The 17,473-nt window shown below is 55.0% G+C and carries 16 protein-coding genes; 6 read left to right on the plus strand and 10 right to left on the minus strand.

Annotated elements, in window-relative coordinates; all coding sequences use genetic code 11:
- The first annotated feature begins 266 nt into the window (after nucleotides 1–266).
- The 4 genes from AC2FJC_RS19255 to AC2FJC_RS19270 all read left to right on the plus strand — a co-directional run bounded on the left by AC2FJC_RS19255 (nucleotide 267) and on the right by AC2FJC_RS19270 (nucleotide 5,104).
- The gene (locus tag AC2FJC_RS19255; RefSeq protein ID WP_496740863.1) at nucleotides 267–1,472 is read left to right on the plus strand and encodes a YcaO-like family protein; all 1,206 of its coding nucleotides are present in this window, start codon (nucleotides 267–269) and stop codon (nucleotides 1,470–1,472) included.
- The gene (locus AC2FJC_RS19260) at nucleotides 1,469–2,827 is read left to right on the plus strand and encodes a TfuA-like protein (RefSeq protein WP_496740865.1); all 1,359 of its coding nucleotides are present in this window, start codon (nucleotides 1,469–1,471) and stop codon (nucleotides 2,825–2,827) included. Before AC2FJC_RS19255 ends, AC2FJC_RS19260 begins: the two co-directional genes overlap by 4 nt.
- Nucleotides 2,814–4,109 (plus strand): gluzincin family metallopeptidase, encoded by a 1,296-nt coding sequence (locus AC2FJC_RS19265; protein ID WP_496740867.1) that lies wholly within the window; start codon nucleotides 2,814–2,816, stop codon nucleotides 4,107–4,109. Before AC2FJC_RS19260 ends, AC2FJC_RS19265 begins: the two co-directional genes overlap by 14 nt.
- A 149-nt stretch (nucleotides 4,110–4,258) precedes the next feature.
- Nucleotides 4,259–5,104, plus strand: coding sequence for a hypothetical protein (locus AC2FJC_RS19270; protein ID WP_496740869.1), 846 nt, complete (start codon nucleotides 4,259–4,261; stop codon nucleotides 5,102–5,104).
- A 55-nt stretch (nucleotides 5,105–5,159) separates the two neighbouring features.
- Here the strand turns inward: AC2FJC_RS19270 and AC2FJC_RS19275 are convergent, their stop codons facing one another.
- Together AC2FJC_RS19275 and AC2FJC_RS19280 are read right to left on the minus strand one after the other, a co-directional pair.
- Nucleotides 5,160–6,929 (minus strand): adenylate/guanylate cyclase domain-containing protein, encoded by a 1,770-nt coding sequence (locus AC2FJC_RS19275; protein WP_496740871.1) that lies wholly within the window; start codon nucleotides 6,927–6,929, stop codon nucleotides 5,160–5,162.
- Nucleotides 6,930–7,023: 94 nt separating this feature from the next.
- Entirely contained in the window at nucleotides 7,024–7,626 is a 603-nt protein-coding gene (locus AC2FJC_RS19280; RefSeq protein WP_496740873.1) for a GNAT family N-acetyltransferase, read from the minus strand.
- 278 nt (nucleotides 7,627–7,904) lie between these two features.
- On the opposite strand from AC2FJC_RS19280, the gene AC2FJC_RS19285 reads away from it, so the two are divergent.
- Nucleotides 7,905–8,747 (plus strand): fumarylacetoacetate hydrolase family protein, encoded by an 843-nt coding sequence (locus AC2FJC_RS19285; RefSeq protein ID WP_496740875.1) that lies wholly within the window; start codon nucleotides 7,905–7,907, stop codon nucleotides 8,745–8,747.
- A 56-nt stretch (nucleotides 8,748–8,803) separates the two neighbouring features.
- Here the strand turns inward: AC2FJC_RS19285 and phnY are convergent, their stop codons facing one another.
- The 3 genes from phnY to AC2FJC_RS19300 all read right to left on the minus strand — a co-directional run bounded on the left by phnY (nucleotide 8,804) and on the right by AC2FJC_RS19300 (nucleotide 11,673).
- Complete coding sequence (gene phnY, locus AC2FJC_RS19290) at nucleotides 8,804–10,252, minus strand: phosphonoacetaldehyde dehydrogenase (protein ID WP_496740877.1); 1,449 nt, start codon at nucleotides 10,250–10,252, stop codon at nucleotides 8,804–8,806.
- Between the two features lie 14 nt (nucleotides 10,253–10,266).
- Entirely contained in the window at nucleotides 10,267–10,497 is a 231-nt protein-coding gene (locus AC2FJC_RS19295; protein WP_496740879.1) for a hypothetical protein, read from the minus strand.
- 156 nt (nucleotides 10,498–10,653) lie between these two features.
- The gene (locus AC2FJC_RS19300; RefSeq protein ID WP_496740880.1) at nucleotides 10,654–11,673 is read right to left on the minus strand and encodes a GlxA family transcriptional regulator; all 1,020 of its coding nucleotides are present in this window, start codon (nucleotides 11,671–11,673) and stop codon (nucleotides 10,654–10,656) included.
- Between the two features lie 150 nt (nucleotides 11,674–11,823).
- Here AC2FJC_RS19300 and AC2FJC_RS19305 point away from each other — a divergent pair, with 150 nt between their 5' ends.
- The gene (locus tag AC2FJC_RS19305; RefSeq protein ID WP_496740881.1) at nucleotides 11,824–12,504 is read left to right on the plus strand and encodes a GntR family transcriptional regulator; all 681 of its coding nucleotides are present in this window, start codon (nucleotides 11,824–11,826) and stop codon (nucleotides 12,502–12,504) included.
- Between the two features lie 12 nt (nucleotides 12,505–12,516).
- On the opposite strand, the gene AC2FJC_RS19310 is transcribed toward AC2FJC_RS19305, so the two are convergent.
- From AC2FJC_RS19310 to AC2FJC_RS19330, 5 genes are read right to left on the minus strand one after another with little or no spacing between them, the layout of a single operon-like run.
- Nucleotides 12,517–13,473, minus strand: a complete 957-nt coding sequence (locus AC2FJC_RS19310; protein WP_496740882.1) for an ABC transporter ATP-binding protein — start codon at nucleotides 13,471–13,473, stop codon at nucleotides 12,517–12,519.
- Nucleotides 13,470–14,447: an ABC transporter ATP-binding protein gene (locus AC2FJC_RS19315; protein ID WP_058277169.1), complete on the minus strand. Its 978-nt coding sequence runs from the start codon at nucleotides 14,445–14,447 to the stop codon at nucleotides 13,470–13,472. Before AC2FJC_RS19315 ends, AC2FJC_RS19310 begins: the two co-directional genes overlap by 4 nt.
- A 4-nt stretch (nucleotides 14,448–14,451) precedes the next feature.
- Nucleotides 14,452–15,357 (minus strand): ABC transporter permease subunit, encoded by a 906-nt coding sequence (locus tag AC2FJC_RS19320; RefSeq protein WP_082637042.1) that lies wholly within the window; start codon nucleotides 15,355–15,357, stop codon nucleotides 14,452–14,454.
- On the minus strand, nucleotides 15,354–16,361 hold the full coding sequence (locus AC2FJC_RS19325; protein ID WP_472725036.1) for an ABC transporter permease subunit: 1,008 nt from the start codon (nucleotides 16,359–16,361) through the stop codon (nucleotides 15,354–15,356). Before AC2FJC_RS19325 ends, AC2FJC_RS19320 begins: the two co-directional genes overlap by 4 nt.
- On the minus strand, nucleotides 16,361–17,455 hold the full coding sequence (locus AC2FJC_RS19330) for a M24 family metallopeptidase (protein ID WP_496740885.1): 1,095 nt from the start codon (nucleotides 17,453–17,455) through the stop codon (nucleotides 16,361–16,363). Before AC2FJC_RS19330 ends, AC2FJC_RS19325 begins: the two co-directional genes overlap by 1 nt.
- Nucleotides 17,456–17,473: the final 18 nt, after the last annotated feature.

The following is a 17,473-nucleotide window of genomic DNA, read 5'->3' on the forward strand; positions in this document are numbered from 1 at the left end:
CCGTGTGGGCCAATTTCTGTTCTCCTTGCTTTTCAGCAAGATAGGGGAATTGTCGCAACCCAGTTTAGAATGTGCCCAACGGGGGTGGAGGATTCGCATAATTGATCTTATGTTAAATAAAATGATGTAAGTATTCACCTGTACGTTTCGAACATAACTACTAGAAACCAGCAAGGTTGACCCACGCGAATTCATCTACCATCCTATTTGCGTATAGTTTGTTATATTGTGCGAACCCGCACGTTTGTTTTGGCAAGGTCGATGAAATGACCGGTAATTCACAAAAGACCTACGTGCATGACACGCACCGTTTGCGCGACCCCGAGCACACCTTAAGAATTGTGCAACCATTTCTTCGGGAAATGGGCATAACTCGGATCGCAAATTTGACCGGCCTGGATCGGATTGGTTTACCGACTGTTATGGTCGCTCGCCCCAATTCCCGATCGGTCGCGGTGTCACTTGGTAAGGGGCTGTCGCTGCAGGCAGCGCAAGCTTCAGGCGTTATGGAAGCGATCGAATCCTGGCATGCCGAACGTGTACGACTTCCACAACGGCTTGCCAGATTTACCGATTTGGCTGATGACGCGACCGTTGTGGAGGTGGAGCGATTGCCTAAGGTCACCGGCGCGCAATTTGACCCCAACGGCAACATGTTATGGGTCGAAGGCCGGGATTTGAAGAGCCAACACACCTGCTGGGTTCCGCTTGAGATGGTGGACACTGACTACACCACGCCTCCACTCGCTGGACAACGCGCATTTCCCAGAACAACGAATGGTTTGGCTTCGGGCAACAATGTCGCCGAAGCGAGTTGTCATGCGATTTGCGAATTGATTGAGCGCGATGCAACGACGCTGTGGTCTCATCAATCCACGACCGTGCGTATTGATCCCGACACTGTCGATGATCAGCGATGTCAGGCGGCCATTGAAAAAATCACCACCGCAAATCTGGAGATCGGGCTGTGGAACACCACGTCGGATATCGGAATTGCCAGTTTTCGCTGCGTGATCTGCGAGGCTGGCGGGCAGCCTGGTCACATCGGCATCGGCGACGGATGTCATCCGGATCGTGCAATCGCGTTGCTGCGCGCGGTGACAGAGGCTGCTCAGACCCGGCTGGCCTATATCTCGGGCGCGCGCGATGATCTGGATCCGGCAGAATTCACTGATCAGGCGCAAACGGATCGGTGTAGATATGTGCGGGATCTGATCGATCGCGCCCCTCCGACAGGGAATTTTCAGGACTGCCCGACGCATTCAACCAAGACATTCGAGGATGACCTGGCTTTGCTGTTAATCAGGTTAGAGGCCGTCGGGGTTTCTCAGGTGGTGATCGTGGACTTGTCTCGGCCTGAATATGATCTTTCGGTTGTTCGGGCGGTCATACCGGGCTTGGAAGCGCCGCACGACGACGCGGATTACTTACCGGGCCTAAGAGCGCTGCAGATCAGGCAGGAAACCGCATGAACGTTGTCGTATTTGTGGGCCCTACCCTGCCAGCACACGAAGTCACCGCACAGTTGAATGCTGCGATCCTGCCCCCTGTTCAGCAGGGTGATGTCTATCGCGCAGCCAAGGATCAACCGCACGCCATTGGGATCATAGATGGGTTCTTCGAAGGTGTGCCCTCGGTTTGGCACAAGGAAATCTTGTGGGCGATGGAACAAGGGATACCGGTATTTGGCAGCGCCAGCATGGGTGCCCTGCGTGCAGCGGAACTTGCCGATTTTGGAATGATCGGTGTCGGCGGGATCTTTGAGGACTACCTCAGCGGCGTTTTGCAGGATGACGATGAGGTCGCGGTTCTGCACAGCCCGGCAGAGCTGGGTTTTCAACCGCTTAGTACACCGATGGTATCTATCCGAGCCACAGTCAAACAGGCGCAGGCTCAGGGGATTTTGCCTTCTGAAAGCGTCGCCACTATCTTAGAGCATGCGAAATCCAGACATTATCGGCACCGTATCTGGCAAAACATCGGCAAAGAGTTAAGCGATCTACCCGGAATAGCGGCCTTTTTGGATTGGCTGCCCGACGGCCAAATTGATGCGAAAGCAAATGACGCCCGCGCGATGCTGGCCCTTATGGCGGATTGCCTGTCGCAGAGCACCCTACCCCCAAATCCCGCAACGCGGACCGAACCAACATTGGTGTGGAAACAGTTGCGCAACCGCATCGACACCAACGAGGCAAAGAACCACGCGGTGATCGACGAGTTGAGGTTGGACCCGGAACTTTTCACCGAATTACGCAACCGCTCAGTGCTGAGCGTGATGGCACAGGAAGAAGCCGCCGAACAGGATCGGCATCCTGATCGTGACGCCCTGATCCGGCAGATGACGGACCATAGGGCCAAAGCTGGATTGTCTCAAAAAGCGCATTTGATGGAATGGCTGGCCGCCAATGATCTGAACCTTGCGGAATACGAGGACATACTGGCGGATGCCGCTCGGATCGATGCGACGGTCGCCGCGCGTTTGACCCAGTTGGATGGGCCATTGCTGGCCGAACTGAAACGAACCGGAAAGTATACCGATCTACGGGAACGGGCGACCGCCAAGGAAAAAGCTGCGATTGTGAATGGGCACCTCTCGGGCGCGGATCGTCTGCGTATGGTCGTTTGGTATTTTGAAACGCGCCTTGACCAGGACGTGCCGGATAACCTGGACAGCTACGCAACCTCGCTTGGCCTATCCGGGCGCGCGGAACTGGGTGAGTTGATCGAAGCAGAGTATTTGTTTTGCCACAGGAGTGCCTGTGCGGACGTCCCAAAAAGCAAGGTGACCTCCGCCCGGCACGAAGGGTCGATTGATGAACACACATGAGACTGTAAGCGACGAAGAACCCGGCACACGGTTCCTGCTGTATCCGCAATCGCCTTTTCTGGAACCTGGCGCGCAACCGGAGCTTGTCGAAATTTCGGCTCCGCAAGGCAGCATTGGGCCAGGGCCTTCCGGTCCGCGCATGTACACCGTCAACCCTGTTGGAAAAACCACACCTTACGGTGCCATCGTTCCAGGTCCGAATGGACCGGGTATGTATCTGCCGCCATGGGACGGGTACATTCAGCCGCCCGCAATGCCCGATGAGTTCGGGAATTTCTTTCATATCGCCCCATCCGACCCCGCATTTGAAGCAGCGCATTTGTTCGGGTCGGCCCATTTTACAATGGATGTGTGGCAAGGGTATTTTGATCGCCCAATCCCGTGGCATTTCGCGCGCGATTTCGACCGGCTTGAATTATCCCTGCTACCCAGTCTGGATAACGCACATATTGGCTGGGGGTTTCTGGAAACAGGCGGCACGCACGAACATGGAGATGATTACCGGCCATACAGCCTGAACTTTGACGTTGTCTCCCATGAAATTGGACATGCCATTATCTATAGCGTCATTGGTATGCCGTCAGATGGGGATGCGTCGGGTGAATATTATGGGTTTCACGAGTCAGCTGCCGATATGGTCGCCCTTCTTGCGTCGCTACATTTTGGTTCTGTAGTTGACACTCTGTTAAAAAACACGCGGGGCAACCTTTACACATTCAATCGTCTGAACCGGTTTGCAGAACTCGGGGAAAACGCGCAAATCCGAATTGCCGCCAACACACGGTCCATGTCAGAGTTTGCGGCCGGATGGATCAGCGAACACGATCTTTCCGAACCGTTGACCGGAGCGATGTTCGACGTTTTCGTAGACATTTATCACGAACGCCTGCTGCTGCATGGCCTGATCTCACCCGAAGAAGAACATCTGTCGGATCAGTTGGAAGACTCTCCGGATTACAGCGAGGTGATGCAGGGTGTGTTCGATACCCGTTATGCCGAAAACCCCGAAGGTTTCCGGATCGCTTTGCTTGAGGCGCGCGATTTTCTGGGAACCTATCTGGCCGACACATGGGATCGACTGGATGCGGATATGCTCAGCTATTTCGGTGTTGAAAAGGCCCTGCTGGCGGTCGACCAGGAAATCACTGGCGGTGCTTTTCGCGACATCATCGAAGGCAACTTCCGCATGCGAGATATTGGTCTGATGTCTGCCGGTCCGCGTCTGCCCGATCCCGAAGAAGAGAGCCACTCGGCCTCGGTTCGCACGCAGGTGCCGGAATGACCTGTAAAATCCTTTATTTTTAAGCGGTTTTGTGGCATGCAATCGGAAGAAGTTTATTGGAACGCATTTGCTCGAATATTTTTCGAGCTTATTTTGAGGGGGAGATGAGGGTTCTGGCTTCGTCGATCCCGTAATTGGGAGAGAGAGATATGGCTGAATCCTTGCTCAGTTTTTCAGAAGTGTTGTTGTTTGGTCGAATTATTGAAGATATAAAAATCCAGTCACAAACCAAAGTAAAAGCAGCCACCACCGCAAATATGCAACCTCCTTTGAAGGGGGCCTCAGTCGACGGCGTGACATTGAAGCCGCGTGACCGCGTATTGGTGAAAAATCAGGCCAATTTGGATCAAAACGGCATTTACACCGTGGCGGACGATACGGACAGCTCCTGGTTTAACAAAACACAGGTTAAACGCGGGACGTTGATCAGAGTGCGGAAGGGCACGCAGTTCGATCCCCAAAAACCGTTTTGGGAGCAAACAGGCAGATTTGATCTTGGGCAACAACAGTTCGAGCAAGTCGGCAGGCGCAGAAAACGGCGCGGCAACAACAATCATCTTGCGGAACAGCTGGATGACGATGCCCAACTCGCCAGGATCTACGGCTTCGCATATGAAGGCACGTACTATGAACTGCCCGAACCCACTATTTTCCTGGTACATGGTGAAGGTGATTCAGCAACCGAAGCGAATGCGCCTGTAGGTCAGGGTTCTCGTGCGCCAGTAAGTCCGACGCTTTCTGGTGTTGCTTCGGCGGATTATCAGTTTTCCAATGATATGCGAGTCTGGGACTACGACAAGGCTGACTTCACATTTCGTATGGATGTGATGACCGGCCAGTTCGAGCAGGTCCTGCTGGACATCTATTTCGGTTTTGACAGCCCGGCGATAAGCGGTGCGAAAGTAAGTGGGGCCAAGGTCAGCGGTGCCAAAGTCAGTGGCGCGAAGGTGAGCGGTGCCAAGGTCAGCGGCGCAAAGGTACGCGGCGGCGACTAAATCCAGTTTTCGAAAGTAAGCTCAGGGGCACCGGAACGCGGTGCCCCTTTGCATTTTAGAACCCGGCCTTTTTCAGACCTTCCACAAAGTGCTGCGTGTCTTCTTCTAGCCGATCCGGTTGAACGGTTGTCCACCGGGCCAGCGAAAAGTTCGGATGCGCCTCGCGGTGCTTTTCCCTTATGAGGCGGGCCATGTCCGTTTGACCCAGCTGAGCATAGCTGGCGGCCAGCATACGCTGCCCTTCAGTCGGATTGTTCATCTTGTTGACTGTCTCAATTACATCCTCATAGCGTCTGAGGTTGTAATACGCTCCGCCCAAGTGCCAAAGGTATTGATCCGGGAAATAGGGATTTAGACGCATTGCTTGCTGAAGATGCGTTATGGCCGTCTCGTTATCGCCCGAATGGGCCAGAGCATCGGCAAAGTCAGAATGCATATCTGCGTCATTTGGGTTTAACGCCAGCGCCCTCTGATAGGATTGGATGGCTGCGTCATGCTCTTTGCGGTACAGGTGCACATAGCCCAATTCGCCGAAACCACGCGCGTCGGTCGGGTCCAGCTCAATCGCGCGCTGCGCCAACATCAGCGCCTTTTCCAGGGATTGTGACGGCTCTTCGGCCCAGGAATAACGCCAGTCGATATTTAGAGTTCGCGACAGCGCTGCTGCAGCACGGGCATATCCTTCGTCCCGTTCAAGGGCTGATTGATAGAAATTCTGTGCCTTGCGGTTGTCGTTTCGGGTATATTTGAAGATGTGGTGCTGACCTTGAAGGACCGAACCATAGGCCTCAAGATCGTTTGGAATCGCCTGAATCATGCGCTGTTTTTCATGCGACTCGATCATCACCGCAGTGGCCGCCACAATGCACTCCGTGACCTCATCAAGAATGTCGAAAATATCGTCAATCTTGCGATCAAACCGTTCGCCCCAGATTGTGCGCTCGGTGTTGGCATTAATCAACTCGGCGGAAATCCTGATCCGACTGGCTGACCGACGTACACTGCCGCGCGCGACATAGCGGACATTCAGCTTTTGCGCCGCCTCTTTCGGAGGCATCGACTGTGTCCTGAAGAAAAATGACGAGTTCCGGGCGATGATAAAAAGGTTCCGGAACTTGGACAGATTCATGATGATGTCGTCCGTCAGACCTTCGGCGATCCAGCTGTCGGACTCATCGCCGCCAGAGCTGCTGAAAGGCAGAACGGCCACCGACGGCGTATCCGGCCGTTCGAATATGTCCCCTTTCAAATCCGGGCGCATCGTGCCGGCCATGGTCGCGCCGGCCACTTCGCTGCGGACGCAGTAGGTCGAGACAGGATTCATGATATTCTTGAGCTGTTTTGGCCCCAGAAACTCGTACCCAAAGCGCAGGCGATTGCAGACCTGATCATACACGGCAGAGCTGACATAGACCCGCTCAGGCTCGGCTATTTCTTGCAACCGGGCCGCGATATTGACGTTGTCACCATGAATGCCCCGCTCGTCTATCAGAATCTCACCAAGGTGAATCCCGGCCCGGAACTTGATTCGCTGATCCTGCGCGCGGGTCTTATTCTGATCGCTTGCGATTTGATGCAATTCGACCCCGAATTCCACTGCGCTGGTGGCAGTTTCGAACAGGGCCAAAATCCCGTCCCCACGTACCTCTACCACCCGACCGTTGTACTTTGCGCACGAGGCTTCAAGCAAAGAAATCAATGCTTTCAATTCATTATAGGTATCCAGCTCATTCTCGCTCATGAGCCGGGAGTATCCTACGACATCAGCGAACAATACTGCGCCAAGCCGTTGAGTAATTGGAATGTCAGAAATTGTCGTACTCACAAGTGTTACTCTTTTTTCGGATTCATAGCGGACCCGTAACCAACATATATCAAAAAACGTTTTTGACGACCGAAGCAGTTTTGATCGGAACTGATCACACCTCAGCGATCTGAGGCGGCCATGACCAGGCGGCGCAATCATTCGGCCCCAAAGTCACGATCGTATTCGCATCCAGTTCCTGTGCCAAAACGTTTCGGCGAACCATCCACTCGGATTTCAGAATGCCCACAACAACCATATCTTGAAACTCACCTTCAGCGAACCACGCTTGACGCATCGTCCCTTCAATCTGGAATCCTATCTTGGCAACAAGATCACGGCTGTGATGATTGTCCTCACGATAATAAGACGTTATGCGGTTCAGCCCCAGCTGTCGAAATGCCAGGTCCAGCACCAAAGCGGATGCTCGAAGCCCGACGCCGGATCTACGCATTGCTTTGTTGACGAAAACTGCAACCACTGCATCGCGATTGATGTTCGAGATAGACTCAAGCCCGGCCAGCCCAACGGCCTCACCTGCGGAGGACTCGACGACAAACCAACATTTGCGGCTGGCATCGGAAGACGTACATGAATCTCTCCAAAATTCTTCGGCATGCGATGTATTGAGTGGCACGCGCGTTGTACGATCGAAACGCGCAAGGTCTTCAACGTCCTGAAACCAACTCAGAACGGAATCCAGATCTGCCCTTTCCATTGGGCGCAACCTGAACGTGTTTTGTGAATTGTTGCTCACGATAAATAGTACCTTTGAAAGAAATCAGTAAAATCTGCTCGGACACTAGCACAAAAAATTATAAATTACGAAATGAGATTACAGAAACTCTGTCCTCTGTTTAATTCACCACAAGATTTGAGTTTTTGGTGCAGGGGGTCGATAAGTGTGCTGTCCGGTCAAATACAACGGAATTTCCCATCCGCACCCCTGTTGGCTATTGATGGCCGCGGACGCTCTGAGTAAAGGGAACACTATCAATGAAATTACTGCGGTTCGGTCCCAAGGGCGCGGAAAAGCCCGGTCTTCTGGATGCCAAGGGCGCAATTCGTGATTTGTCGGGTGTGTTTGGCGATCTCACAGGCGAGTCGCTTGGCGATGAGGCCCTGGACCGATTGCGCAGGTTGGATACAGCAAGCCTGCCGCTGGTGGACGGCCATCCGCGGATTGGCGCTTGCGTTGGTCAGGTTGGCAAGTTCGTCTGCATAGGTCTGAACTACGCCGATCACGCGGCCGAAAGTGGGATGGAATTGCCGCAGGAACCGGTGGTTTTTTTCAAGGCGACGTCAGCCATCATTGGCCCCAACGACACGGTCGAAATTCCACGCGGGTCTGTCAAAACCGATTGGGAGGTGGAACTGGGCGTGGTGATCGGGAAAGAGGCCAAATACGTCTCGGAATCCGAAGCCTTGAACCATGTCGCCGGCTATTGCGTCATCAACGACATATCAGAGCGCGATTTCCAACTTCACCGTTCCGGCCAGTGGGTCAAAGGCAAATCCGCCGATACGTTCGGTCCTATAGGTCCATGGCTTGTGACACGGGATGAGGTGCCCAATCCGCAGGATCTGCAGATGTATCTTGAGGTAAGCGGGCAACGGTTTCAGGATGGTTCGACCAGTACGATGCATTTCAGCGTGGCGACTTTAATCTCTCATCTGTCGCAGTTCATGTCGCTACAGCCGGGAGATGTGATTTCGACTGGCACGCCTCCGGGTGTGGGCATGGGGCAAAACCCGCCCACCTATCTAAAACCTGGCGACAGGATGGAGTTGGGCATCAAAGGCTTAGGCGTGCAACGGCAGAACGTTGTGCAGGGCTGAACCACCTGTTTGTGCAATTGCCACAATTTCCCTGCAACAGACAGATGGCCGAAAAGTCACTCGGGCCATGGCAGTGAATAGGTTTTGACGTTGGTGAAGAATTTCATCGCCTCGATCACGCCTTCCTTGACGCCGTTGCCGCTGTCCTTGATGCCGCCAAAGGGGGACATTTCGATCCGGTAGCCGGGCTGTTCCCAGATGTTGCACGTGCCGACGTTCAAACCGTTGATGTAGGAAATCGCCCGGTTCAGATCGTTAGTGCAAACGCCCGCCGACAAACCAAATGCGGTTCCGTTTGAGATCTGCATGACTTGCGCATCGTCATCTGGAACACGAACGATTGGCACGATTGGGCCAAATGTCTCCTCCATTACCAATTCGCTGCCATGGGGCACCTTGTCGATGACGATCGGCGGCAACAGTGCACCGACACGGCCCGGGTGATAGAGGATTTCTGCGCCCTCTTGCGCAGCCTTCAGTACACGGTTTTCGAACAACTCGGCGGCTTGTGCATGGATAACGCAACCCAATTGCGTTTCCGGGTCCTGAGGGTCGCCAAACCGGATCGCTTTGGCCTTTTCCAGAACAAGTGGCACAAATCTATCTGCCACGCTTTCCTGAACCAGAATACGTTTGATCGCGGTGCAGCGTTGCCCCGAATTCCCTGTGGCCCCGGCCACAGCTATGCTTGCGGCCTTGTCCAGATCGGCGTCATTCAGATCATTCAGCACGATCAGAGGATCGTTGCCGCCCAACTCCAGAGCCTGCCGTTTGTAACCCGCCTTGGACGCGATCATCTTGCCCACCGGCACACCGCCCGTGAAGGTGATTATGTCGATGTTTTCATTGGTGATCATCTCATCGCCTATGTCCTGCGGCCAGCCAGTCACGACCTGAAACATTTCGGGCGGCAGCCCTGCCTCGTACAGTATGTCCGCCAGCGTCAGGGCAGTCAGAGGGGTCAGCTCGGTCGGTTTGCACACCATGCAGTTATTGGTGGCAATGGACGGCGCAATCTTGTGGCTGACCATGTTCAGAGGATGATTGAACGGTGTAATTGCGCTGATGGTCCTGACCGGCTCGCGTTTGGTGAAAATCTTGCGCGCCTTGCCGTTGTGGGTCAGATCGCACGAGAACACCTCACCATCATCCTTAAGGGCCCCGGAGGCAGCGAACTGAAAAACGTCCTGCGCGCGCTTGGTTTCATAGATCGAGTGCTGATGGCAGATGCCAAGCTCAAGCGTCAGCCATTTTGCGAGGTATTCGCGCTTTTCACCAATCAACACGCCAGCGCGCCGTAAAATTTCGCTGCGCTCATAACGGGTCAGTGTGGGCGCGTAATTCGCGGCGATCTCAAAGGCTTTGCGTGCATGTTCAGAAGTGCCGGCAGGGACGGTACCAATAATCTCGTTCGTATAGGGATAGTGGACCGAGATTTTAGCATCGGTAAAGACAATCTCGCCGCCAATTCGCATGCCTTCATTGCGGATTCCGGAAGTGTTCATGATATCGTCCATGATTAATGGGCCGTCGCTGTAGTAGCAAAAAGAAGTGCTTCAAAATGCAGAGTGTCGATCACGCGACTGACGATGAAGGGAATACCCCGATCGGTCAATCCATCGTGGCAGCGTAAGTCGGCCGCCAGCGCGGCCAGATCATGACAGTTCGGGGAAGTACCCGCGAAGGTATTCTCAACCGGTACATTCAGGATTGAATAGACCCGCGGATGGGCTGTGATCTGGATTTGCATCATCGTCTTCGTAGCCTTGGGTTAAGTGCGCCCGTTCTAGTGCCAACTATAGATCACAGAATTGCAAAATTTCCGCGTTGGGTCGAAAGCCAGAGCAATCCACTGTGTCAGTCCAGAGCTGGAATGCACTTCGATATCCAAGTCACACCAATGGTCTTAGCTGCCACTTTCGTGCGACCACGATCTGCGGAAGCTATGCGGCGAAACCTTGTACCGGCCTCGGAAATGAACCGAAAGCCTGTCCGTGCTGGAAAACCCAGATGCAAAGGCAATCTCGGATACGCTGAGGTCGGTTTCATTCAATAGGGCGAAGGCACGATCTAGCCTGAGGTTGTTGTAATACTGGCCGGGCGACATCTTGGTGTGCTGCTGGAACAGCCGTTCCATATGGCGTCTGGACAGTGACGCCTGATCCGCCACCTCTTCGAGGCTAAGCGGCGATTCAATGTTGTCTCGCATGATCTGGACAGCTTCGACCAGCTTGGCGTTGCGTGTCCCCAAAAGGGCCGAGACGGGCGAAACTTGATTGCTGCCACTTTCACCGACGCGTCGGTGCAAACACATCTCGGACACGTTGATGGCCAGGGCGTTGCCGAACAATTCCTCAATCACTTCCAGCATCATATCGGTGCTGGCGTGCCCTCCCCCGCAAGTGCGCAGCTTGCCGTCAATTTCGTACAGGCTCTGGGTTGGCGTCATTGTCGGAAAATACTCGCAAAACCCGGGGCGGTTTTCCCAATGAACGGTGAACTTCTTGTCGCCGATCAGGCCGGCCTTGGCCAAGGCAAAGGCCCCGGTGCAGATACCACCAAAATCGCATCCATGCGCCTTTTGCCGACGGATCCAATTCAGAACCGGGGTATCAAACGAGGCCATCGGCTCAGTGCCGGAACATACGAAAGTATAGGCCCCCTGCTCCAGATCGTGCATGGGTTGGTCAGCTTGAATGCGGATTCCGTTCGAACACGTGACCGGTGCACCGTCTGCAGACAAGACGTACCATTCGAACAATTGCTTTCGTGCCAGTTGGTTTGAAATACGCAAGGGTTCAATCGCAGCGCTAAACGCCAACATCGTGGTATTAGGCAGCAACAGGAAATGAAAGGCCTTGGGTGGTCCATCATAGGGAACGTCGACGGAAATCGCCCCCTTGGGCAGGAAACGTTGGCTGTCCACTATACCCCTCCTTCGCGTTCGAATACCGCATCGTCGCTGGCCTGCTGAAACGCTCGAGCAACTATAAGTTATCAATAGATGTAAGACCCTTGGAAATCGAACGCTCATTTTGTATTTTGGATACAACTTACACCGACCGAGACCACTCTTATGCCCAGAACTCGCGCGATCGCACGTCAAAGTCTTCCAGAAGTCATCACAAATGATCTGCGGGAACGTATCCTAAGCGGAGAGATGGCCGAAGGTGAAACCATCCGGCAAGAGGCCCTTGCCGAGGATTATGATGTTTCGCGCATGCCCATCCGAGAAGCTCTGAAACGGCTGGATGCCGAAGGCCTTGTGCAGCTGACAAACAACCGAGGTGCATCGGTGACTTCGCATTCGCTTTCGGAAATTGGCGAGATTTTCGACCTTCGGGTTCTTTTGGAGGTCGACCTGTTTAAAAGGTCCATTCCGCAGATGACGGAAGCTGATTTCGCCAGGTGCGAGAAGCTGCTCGATGACATGGAAAGGTCTTACGAAGCTTACAATGTCGGGCGGTGGGGCAGCCTGAATTATGAATACCACAAAGCCCTTTATGCGGCTGCTGATCGTGGGTTGACCAATGAGATCCTGCAAAGGGTCAATCTGCAATCGGACCGCTATGTCCGTATGCATCTGAGCGTCATGGAACAGCGCGAGCCCGCCAAGCAAGACCACCGACAGCTTTTGTCGCTGGCACGCAAACGTCAGGTTGATGCCGCAGGTGAACTACTGACCAAGCATATTCAACGGACCAAGGATCAGTTGTTGGCGATGGTTATCAAGACACGGAAAGGTGACACCGACTGAATGTCAGCTTTCTTACCCCAGAGGATGCAGGCACGCCACTTTGTGGTCTGACCCGCTCAGTTCTGGCGGCGCGGCGCGGCATTCTTCGGTTGCAAGCCAGCACCGTTGTGCAAAGGCACAGCCTTTGGGGATATTCATCGGGGACGGAAGCTCGCCTTCCAGTTTGATCCGATCCTTGCGCGCGTCGGGATCTGCGCGGGGCGTCGTCGACAAAAGAGCTTTGGAATAAGGATGTCGAGGGGCAGCAAACAGCTTTTCTTTCGGAGCTTTTTCAACCGCGCGGCCCAGATACATGACAATTACGTCGTCGGCAAAGTGCTTTACCACCGACAAATCATGCGAAATGAACAGATAGGCAAGGTTCAGACGTTCCTGCAATTCGACCAGCAGGTTCAGAATTTGCGACTGGATCGAGACGTCCAGTGCTGAAACCGGCTCATCCAGCACCAGCACCTTGGGGTTCAGCATCAAGGCGCGGGCAATCGCAATCCGCTGACGCTGCCCGCCCGAGAACATGTGTGGGTAGCGATCGTAATGTTCGGGCCGCAGCCCCACGAGGTCGATCATTTCACGCGCGCGCGCCTCGCGGTCGGCTGCGGACATCTCGCGGCGGTTAATTATCAATGGCTCTTGCAGGATTTGACCGATCCGTTGGCGCGGGTTGAGCGAGCCGTAGGGATCCTGAAACACAATCTGCACAGTTTCACGCATCTGGGCCCATTTCGATGGAGATATTTCAACACCATCGATGGTCAGACTACCCGAGGTCGGTTCTTCGATCATCGTCACCACCCTTGCGAGGGTGGACTTCCCACAACCAGACTCCCCCACGATTGCCAGCGTTTTGCCCGGCCGCAGTTCGAAGTCCACGCCAGACAAGGCCTTGACCGTTGCGGCCTTCGACAACAACCCGCCTTTTACGGTGTAGAACCTGGCCAAATCACTGGCATGAACGATGGGGGCGGTCATGCCAGCTCTCCGGTTGTAATTTTTTCAACGTAATGGCAGCGCGCCTTGCCGAATTCCGCACTGTGCGGGGTTGGGGGCAACGATCGGCACAGATCATCTGCATATTGGCATCTGGGGCTGAACAGACATCCTTTTGGCCGGTCAAACTGCCCTGGAACGACGCCGGGAATGGTCGGTAGCATCTTAGACGTCGCCCGCTCCGGAAGCGCGTTGAGCAACGCAGTTGTGTAGGGGTGACGCGGGGTGCGGAACAGGTCTTTGACTGCCTGCTCCTCGACCTTTTGGCCAGCATATTGGACTTGAACCCGCTCGGCGGTCTCGGCGACAACACCCATATCATGAGTGATAAGGACCAAACCCATGCCCTGTTCGTCCCGAAGGCGAACCAACAGATCAAGGATTTGCGCCTGAATTGTCACGTCCAGTGCTGTTGTCGGCTCGTCCGCAATCAACAGCTTGGGTTTGCAGGCGATGGCCATCGCAATCATCACCCTCTGGTTCATGCCGCCGGACATCTGATGCGGAAACGTGTTCAGTCGGCTTTCGGGTGCGGGGATTCCGACCTGATCAAACAGTTCAATAGCGCGTTGGTGGCGGTCCTTTCGGTTCAGGCCCAGGTGGATGCGCAAGGCTTCCTTGATCTGGAAGCCAACCGTAAAGCAAGGATTCAGCGATGACATCGGTTCCTGAAAAATCATGGCAATGTCTTTGCCGATGATCTTGCGACGGTCACGGGCCGAGATTTTGGTCAGGTCAATGCCTTCGAAACTCAGTTGATCTGCGGTGATTGTAGCGGTCCATGGCAGCAATCCCATCAGCGCCAGCATCGACACGGATTTGCCTGAGCCGCTTTCGCCGACAATGGCCATCAACTCGCCCTTGTCGACAGACAGATCAACACCATCCACAGCCCGGAACTGACCCGAGGCGGTTGCGAATTCGACGGTGAGGTTTCGGATATCCAACAGGCTCATGTCGTCAGCTCCGCTTTAGCTTAGGGTCCAGCGCGTCGCGCAGACCGTCGCCCATCAGGTTGATGGCCAGCACCGTGACTAGGATGGCCAGACCGGGGAACGTCACCACCCACCACGCACGCAGAATAAACTCACGCGCTTCGGCCAGCATGGTGCCCCATTCCGGCGTGGGCGGCTGCGCTCCCATGCCCAGAAAACCAAGGGCTGCGGCATCCAGAATGGCGGTCGAGAACGACAGTGCGGCCTGAACGATGATCGGGGCCAGACAATTTGGCAGCACGGTCTTGAACATGAGCCGGGCCTTGCTGGCACCGGCAACGCGGGCAGAGGTCACATAATCCTTTTGCCGCTCTGCCAACACAGATGCCCGGGTCAAACGCACGTAATGCGGTTGAAACACAATGGCGATGGCGATCATCGCGTTGGTCAACGAGGGACCAAGGATGGCAACCAGAACCAGCGCAAGCAGTAGTGAGGGAAAGGACAGGATGATATCCATCACCCGCATGATCATTGTATCGACCCATTTTGGCGCAAAACCCGACAGCAGGCCGACAATCACCCCGCCAGTCACGGCGACACAGACCACCACGATGCCGACAAAGAAAGAATAGCGCGAGCCCATGATCAGCCGCGACAGCATATCCCGTCCCAGCGGATCGGTGCCCAACGGGAAGGCCCAACTGCCGCCTTCTTGCCACGCAGGAGGTTGCAGAATGTGATTGCGGAACTGTTCTGTCGGGTCGTAAGGCGCCAACAAAGGTGCAAAGGCCGCGCAGAAGACAAAAGCGGCAAAGACCCAAAGGCCCATCACCGCGCCGCGGTTTTCGCTGAAGTAATACCAGAACTCTCGCAGGGCGCTGGGGCGGTCTTCGGTTTTTGGTGGGGTCGCGGACAATTCAGCCATCATCGCCTCCGGATTTTGGGGTTGATGACGCCGTAAAGGACATCGACCAGCAAGTTCACCAGCATGACGATCACGGCGATCATCAACAGGCCGCCCTGCACCACCGGGTAGTCGCGGCGGAAAATGCTATCGACCATCCACTTGCCGATGCCTGGCCAGCTAAAGATTGTCTCGGTCAGGATCGCTCCGGCCAGCAAAGTGCCGACCGACAGGCCGATCACTGTAATCACCGGGATCAGCGCATTGCGCAGCGCATGCAGCCCATTGATCCGCGCAGGGGCGAGGCCCTTGGCGCGGGCCGTGCGGATGTAATCCTCACCCAACACTTCCAACATGGCCGAACGGGTCTGGCGTGCAATTACGGCCAAAGGGATCGTGCCCAAAACGATGGTCGGCAGAATTAGATGGCGTACAGCCGATCCAAACGCCCCCTCCTGCCCGGACAGCAGACTGTCGATCAACATGAAGCCTGTGACACTTGGAAAGTAGTACAGCAGGTCGATCCGGCCTGAGACAGGCGTCCAACCAAGGTTGCCGGAAAACACGATGATCAACAACAGCGCCCACCAGAAGATCGGCATGGAATACCCGATCAGCGCGGACGACATCAGCGCCCGGTCGAAAAATTTGCCCCGATTCACAGCGGCAATAACGCCCGCAGGCAGCCCCAAAGCTACTGCAAAAATCATGGCGCAGATCGACAATTCCAGCGTGGCCGGAAACAGGGCAAAGAATTCGTCCCAAACCGGCTTCTTAGTGACAAAGCTCTCGCCCAGATCACCATGCAACACGCCAACCAGATAGTCCCAGTATTGCTGCAGAACAGGTTTGTCGAAGCCCAGCTTCTCGACCATCTCCTGATAGCGTTCTTCGGACATTCCGCGTTCACCGGCCATGACGATGATCGGATCGCCTGGAAGCACCCGAATGAACATGAACGAGATCAGTGTTACGCCCAGAAATGTCGGAACGAACATGCCGAGGCGGGTAAGGAAATAGCCAAACATCAGCGCCCTATGATTGTTAGTTCTTTGGGAAAGCTGGTCAACGACCGGCAACCGTCTTTGGTCACCAGTACGTCATCTTCGATCCGAACGCCGAAATTGTCCAGGTCATAGAGGCCCGGCTCGTTTGTCCAAACCATGCCCGCGTGCATGATCTGGCCGTTGCCACGCATGATGTAGGGCGCTTCGTGCACATCGCGGCCCAGCCCATGACCGGTCTTGGTGCGGATACGATCAGCATAGGGCGAGGCCTCGAGCACGCTGGTCACCGCATCGTCGATATCGTGGGCGGTTGCTCCTGGTTTGCAAGCTTCGAAGCCGACTAGATTGGCCCGCAGAACGGTGTCGTAGACCGCCCTGCCTTCATCCGAGGCTTCGGCGACGAAAAAGGTACGCGTGATGTCCGCGGCAAACCCGTGTTTACGTGCGCCGAAATCGAACAGCAGCGCGTCGCCTGCTTTGATCTGATAATCCGCGCGCGCTTTACCATGCGGTTGAGCCGAGTTTCCTCCGGCTGTCACGATAGGTGAAAAGGCCAGCGACGCAGCCCCTTCTGCGAACAGCGCCTGGATCAAGGCTTGTTCAATCTGTACTTCTGTTTGGCCAACGCGAACATCCGCAATGACCCGCTCCAGCGCTCGTTCCGAGATATCAATCGCCGTTTGCAGCGCTGCAATGTCATTGTCTGTCTTGATGATGCGTAGACCGGATATCTCGCGTTCCGCGTCCACGATCCGCAGCTCAGGCAAGGCACGGGTAAAGGCCTTGGAGACAAAGACCCGCATCACCTGCCCTTCGACCGCGAGAGATCGCAGCGGCATGTGTTCAGCCAGCGCCGCGAAGGCGTCGTCATAGCCCGTCTGGTCGCGCCAGTCGAAGACAGCGCCGTCAAATCCGACCAGCGCCCATGAGCCCAATTCCAGGTTCGGCACAATCGCGGCTGGTTCACCCATGGCCGGGATCACGACCACAAAGGGCCGCTCGTGGCTCATAAAGGGTTTTCCCAAAGCTCGGGTAAAATTCGGGCCGGGCACCAGTGCCACGGCATCTACTGACATGCCCTTTGCCAGTTGTTGGTACTCGGACAAATCCGGCATTCGCGCCGACCTCCCAAT

It is taken from the genome of Ruegeria sp. CDSB117 (assembly GCF_059611005.1).

Bases quoted from the DNA above. Each gene is read 5' to 3' on its own strand.
- AC2FJC_RS19255 (WP_496740863.1), top strand. From the start codon at position 267: ATGACCGGTAATTCACAAAAGACCTACGTGCATGACACGCACCGTTTG.
- AC2FJC_RS19265 (WP_496740867.1), top strand. From the start codon at position 2,814: ATGAACACACATGAGACTGTAAGCGACGAAGAACCCGGCACACGGTTC.
- AC2FJC_RS19295 (WP_496740879.1), bottom strand. From the start codon at position 10,497: ATGCAAATCCAGATCACAGCCCATCCGCGGGTCTATTCAATCCTGAAT.
- AC2FJC_RS19310 (WP_496740882.1), bottom strand. From the start codon at position 13,473: ATGACCGCCCCCATCGTTCATGCCAGTGATTTGGCCAGGTTCTACACC.
- AC2FJC_RS19305 (WP_496740881.1), top strand. From the start codon at position 11,824: ATGCCCAGAACTCGCGCGATCGCACGTCAAAGTCTTCCAGAAGTCATC.
- AC2FJC_RS19330 (WP_496740885.1), bottom strand. From the start codon at position 17,455: ATGCCGGATTTGTCCGAGTACCAACAACTGGCAAAGGGCATGTCAGTA.
- phnY (WP_496740877.1), bottom strand. From the start codon at position 10,252: ATGAACACTTCCGGAATCCGCAATGAAGGCATGCGAATTGGCGGCGAG.
- AC2FJC_RS19270 (WP_496740869.1), top strand. From the start codon at position 4,259: ATGGCTGAATCCTTGCTCAGTTTTTCAGAAGTGTTGTTGTTTGGTCGA.
- AC2FJC_RS19315 (WP_058277169.1), bottom strand. From the start codon at position 14,447: ATGAGCCTGTTGGATATCCGAAACCTCACCGTCGAATTCGCAACCGCC.
- AC2FJC_RS19320 (WP_082637042.1), bottom strand. From the start codon at position 15,357: ATGATGGCTGAATTGTCCGCGACCCCACCAAAAACCGAAGACCGCCCC.
- AC2FJC_RS19325 (WP_472725036.1), bottom strand. From the start codon at position 16,361: ATGTTTGGCTATTTCCTTACCCGCCTCGGCATGTTCGTTCCGACATTT.
- AC2FJC_RS19280 (WP_496740873.1), bottom strand. From the start codon at position 7,626: ATGGAAAGGGCAGATCTGGATTCCGTTCTGAGTTGGTTTCAGGACGTT.
- AC2FJC_RS19260 (WP_496740865.1), top strand. From the start codon at position 1,469: ATGAACGTTGTCGTATTTGTGGGCCCTACCCTGCCAGCACACGAAGTC.
- AC2FJC_RS19285 (WP_496740875.1), top strand. From the start codon at position 7,905: ATGAAATTACTGCGGTTCGGTCCCAAGGGCGCGGAAAAGCCCGGTCTT.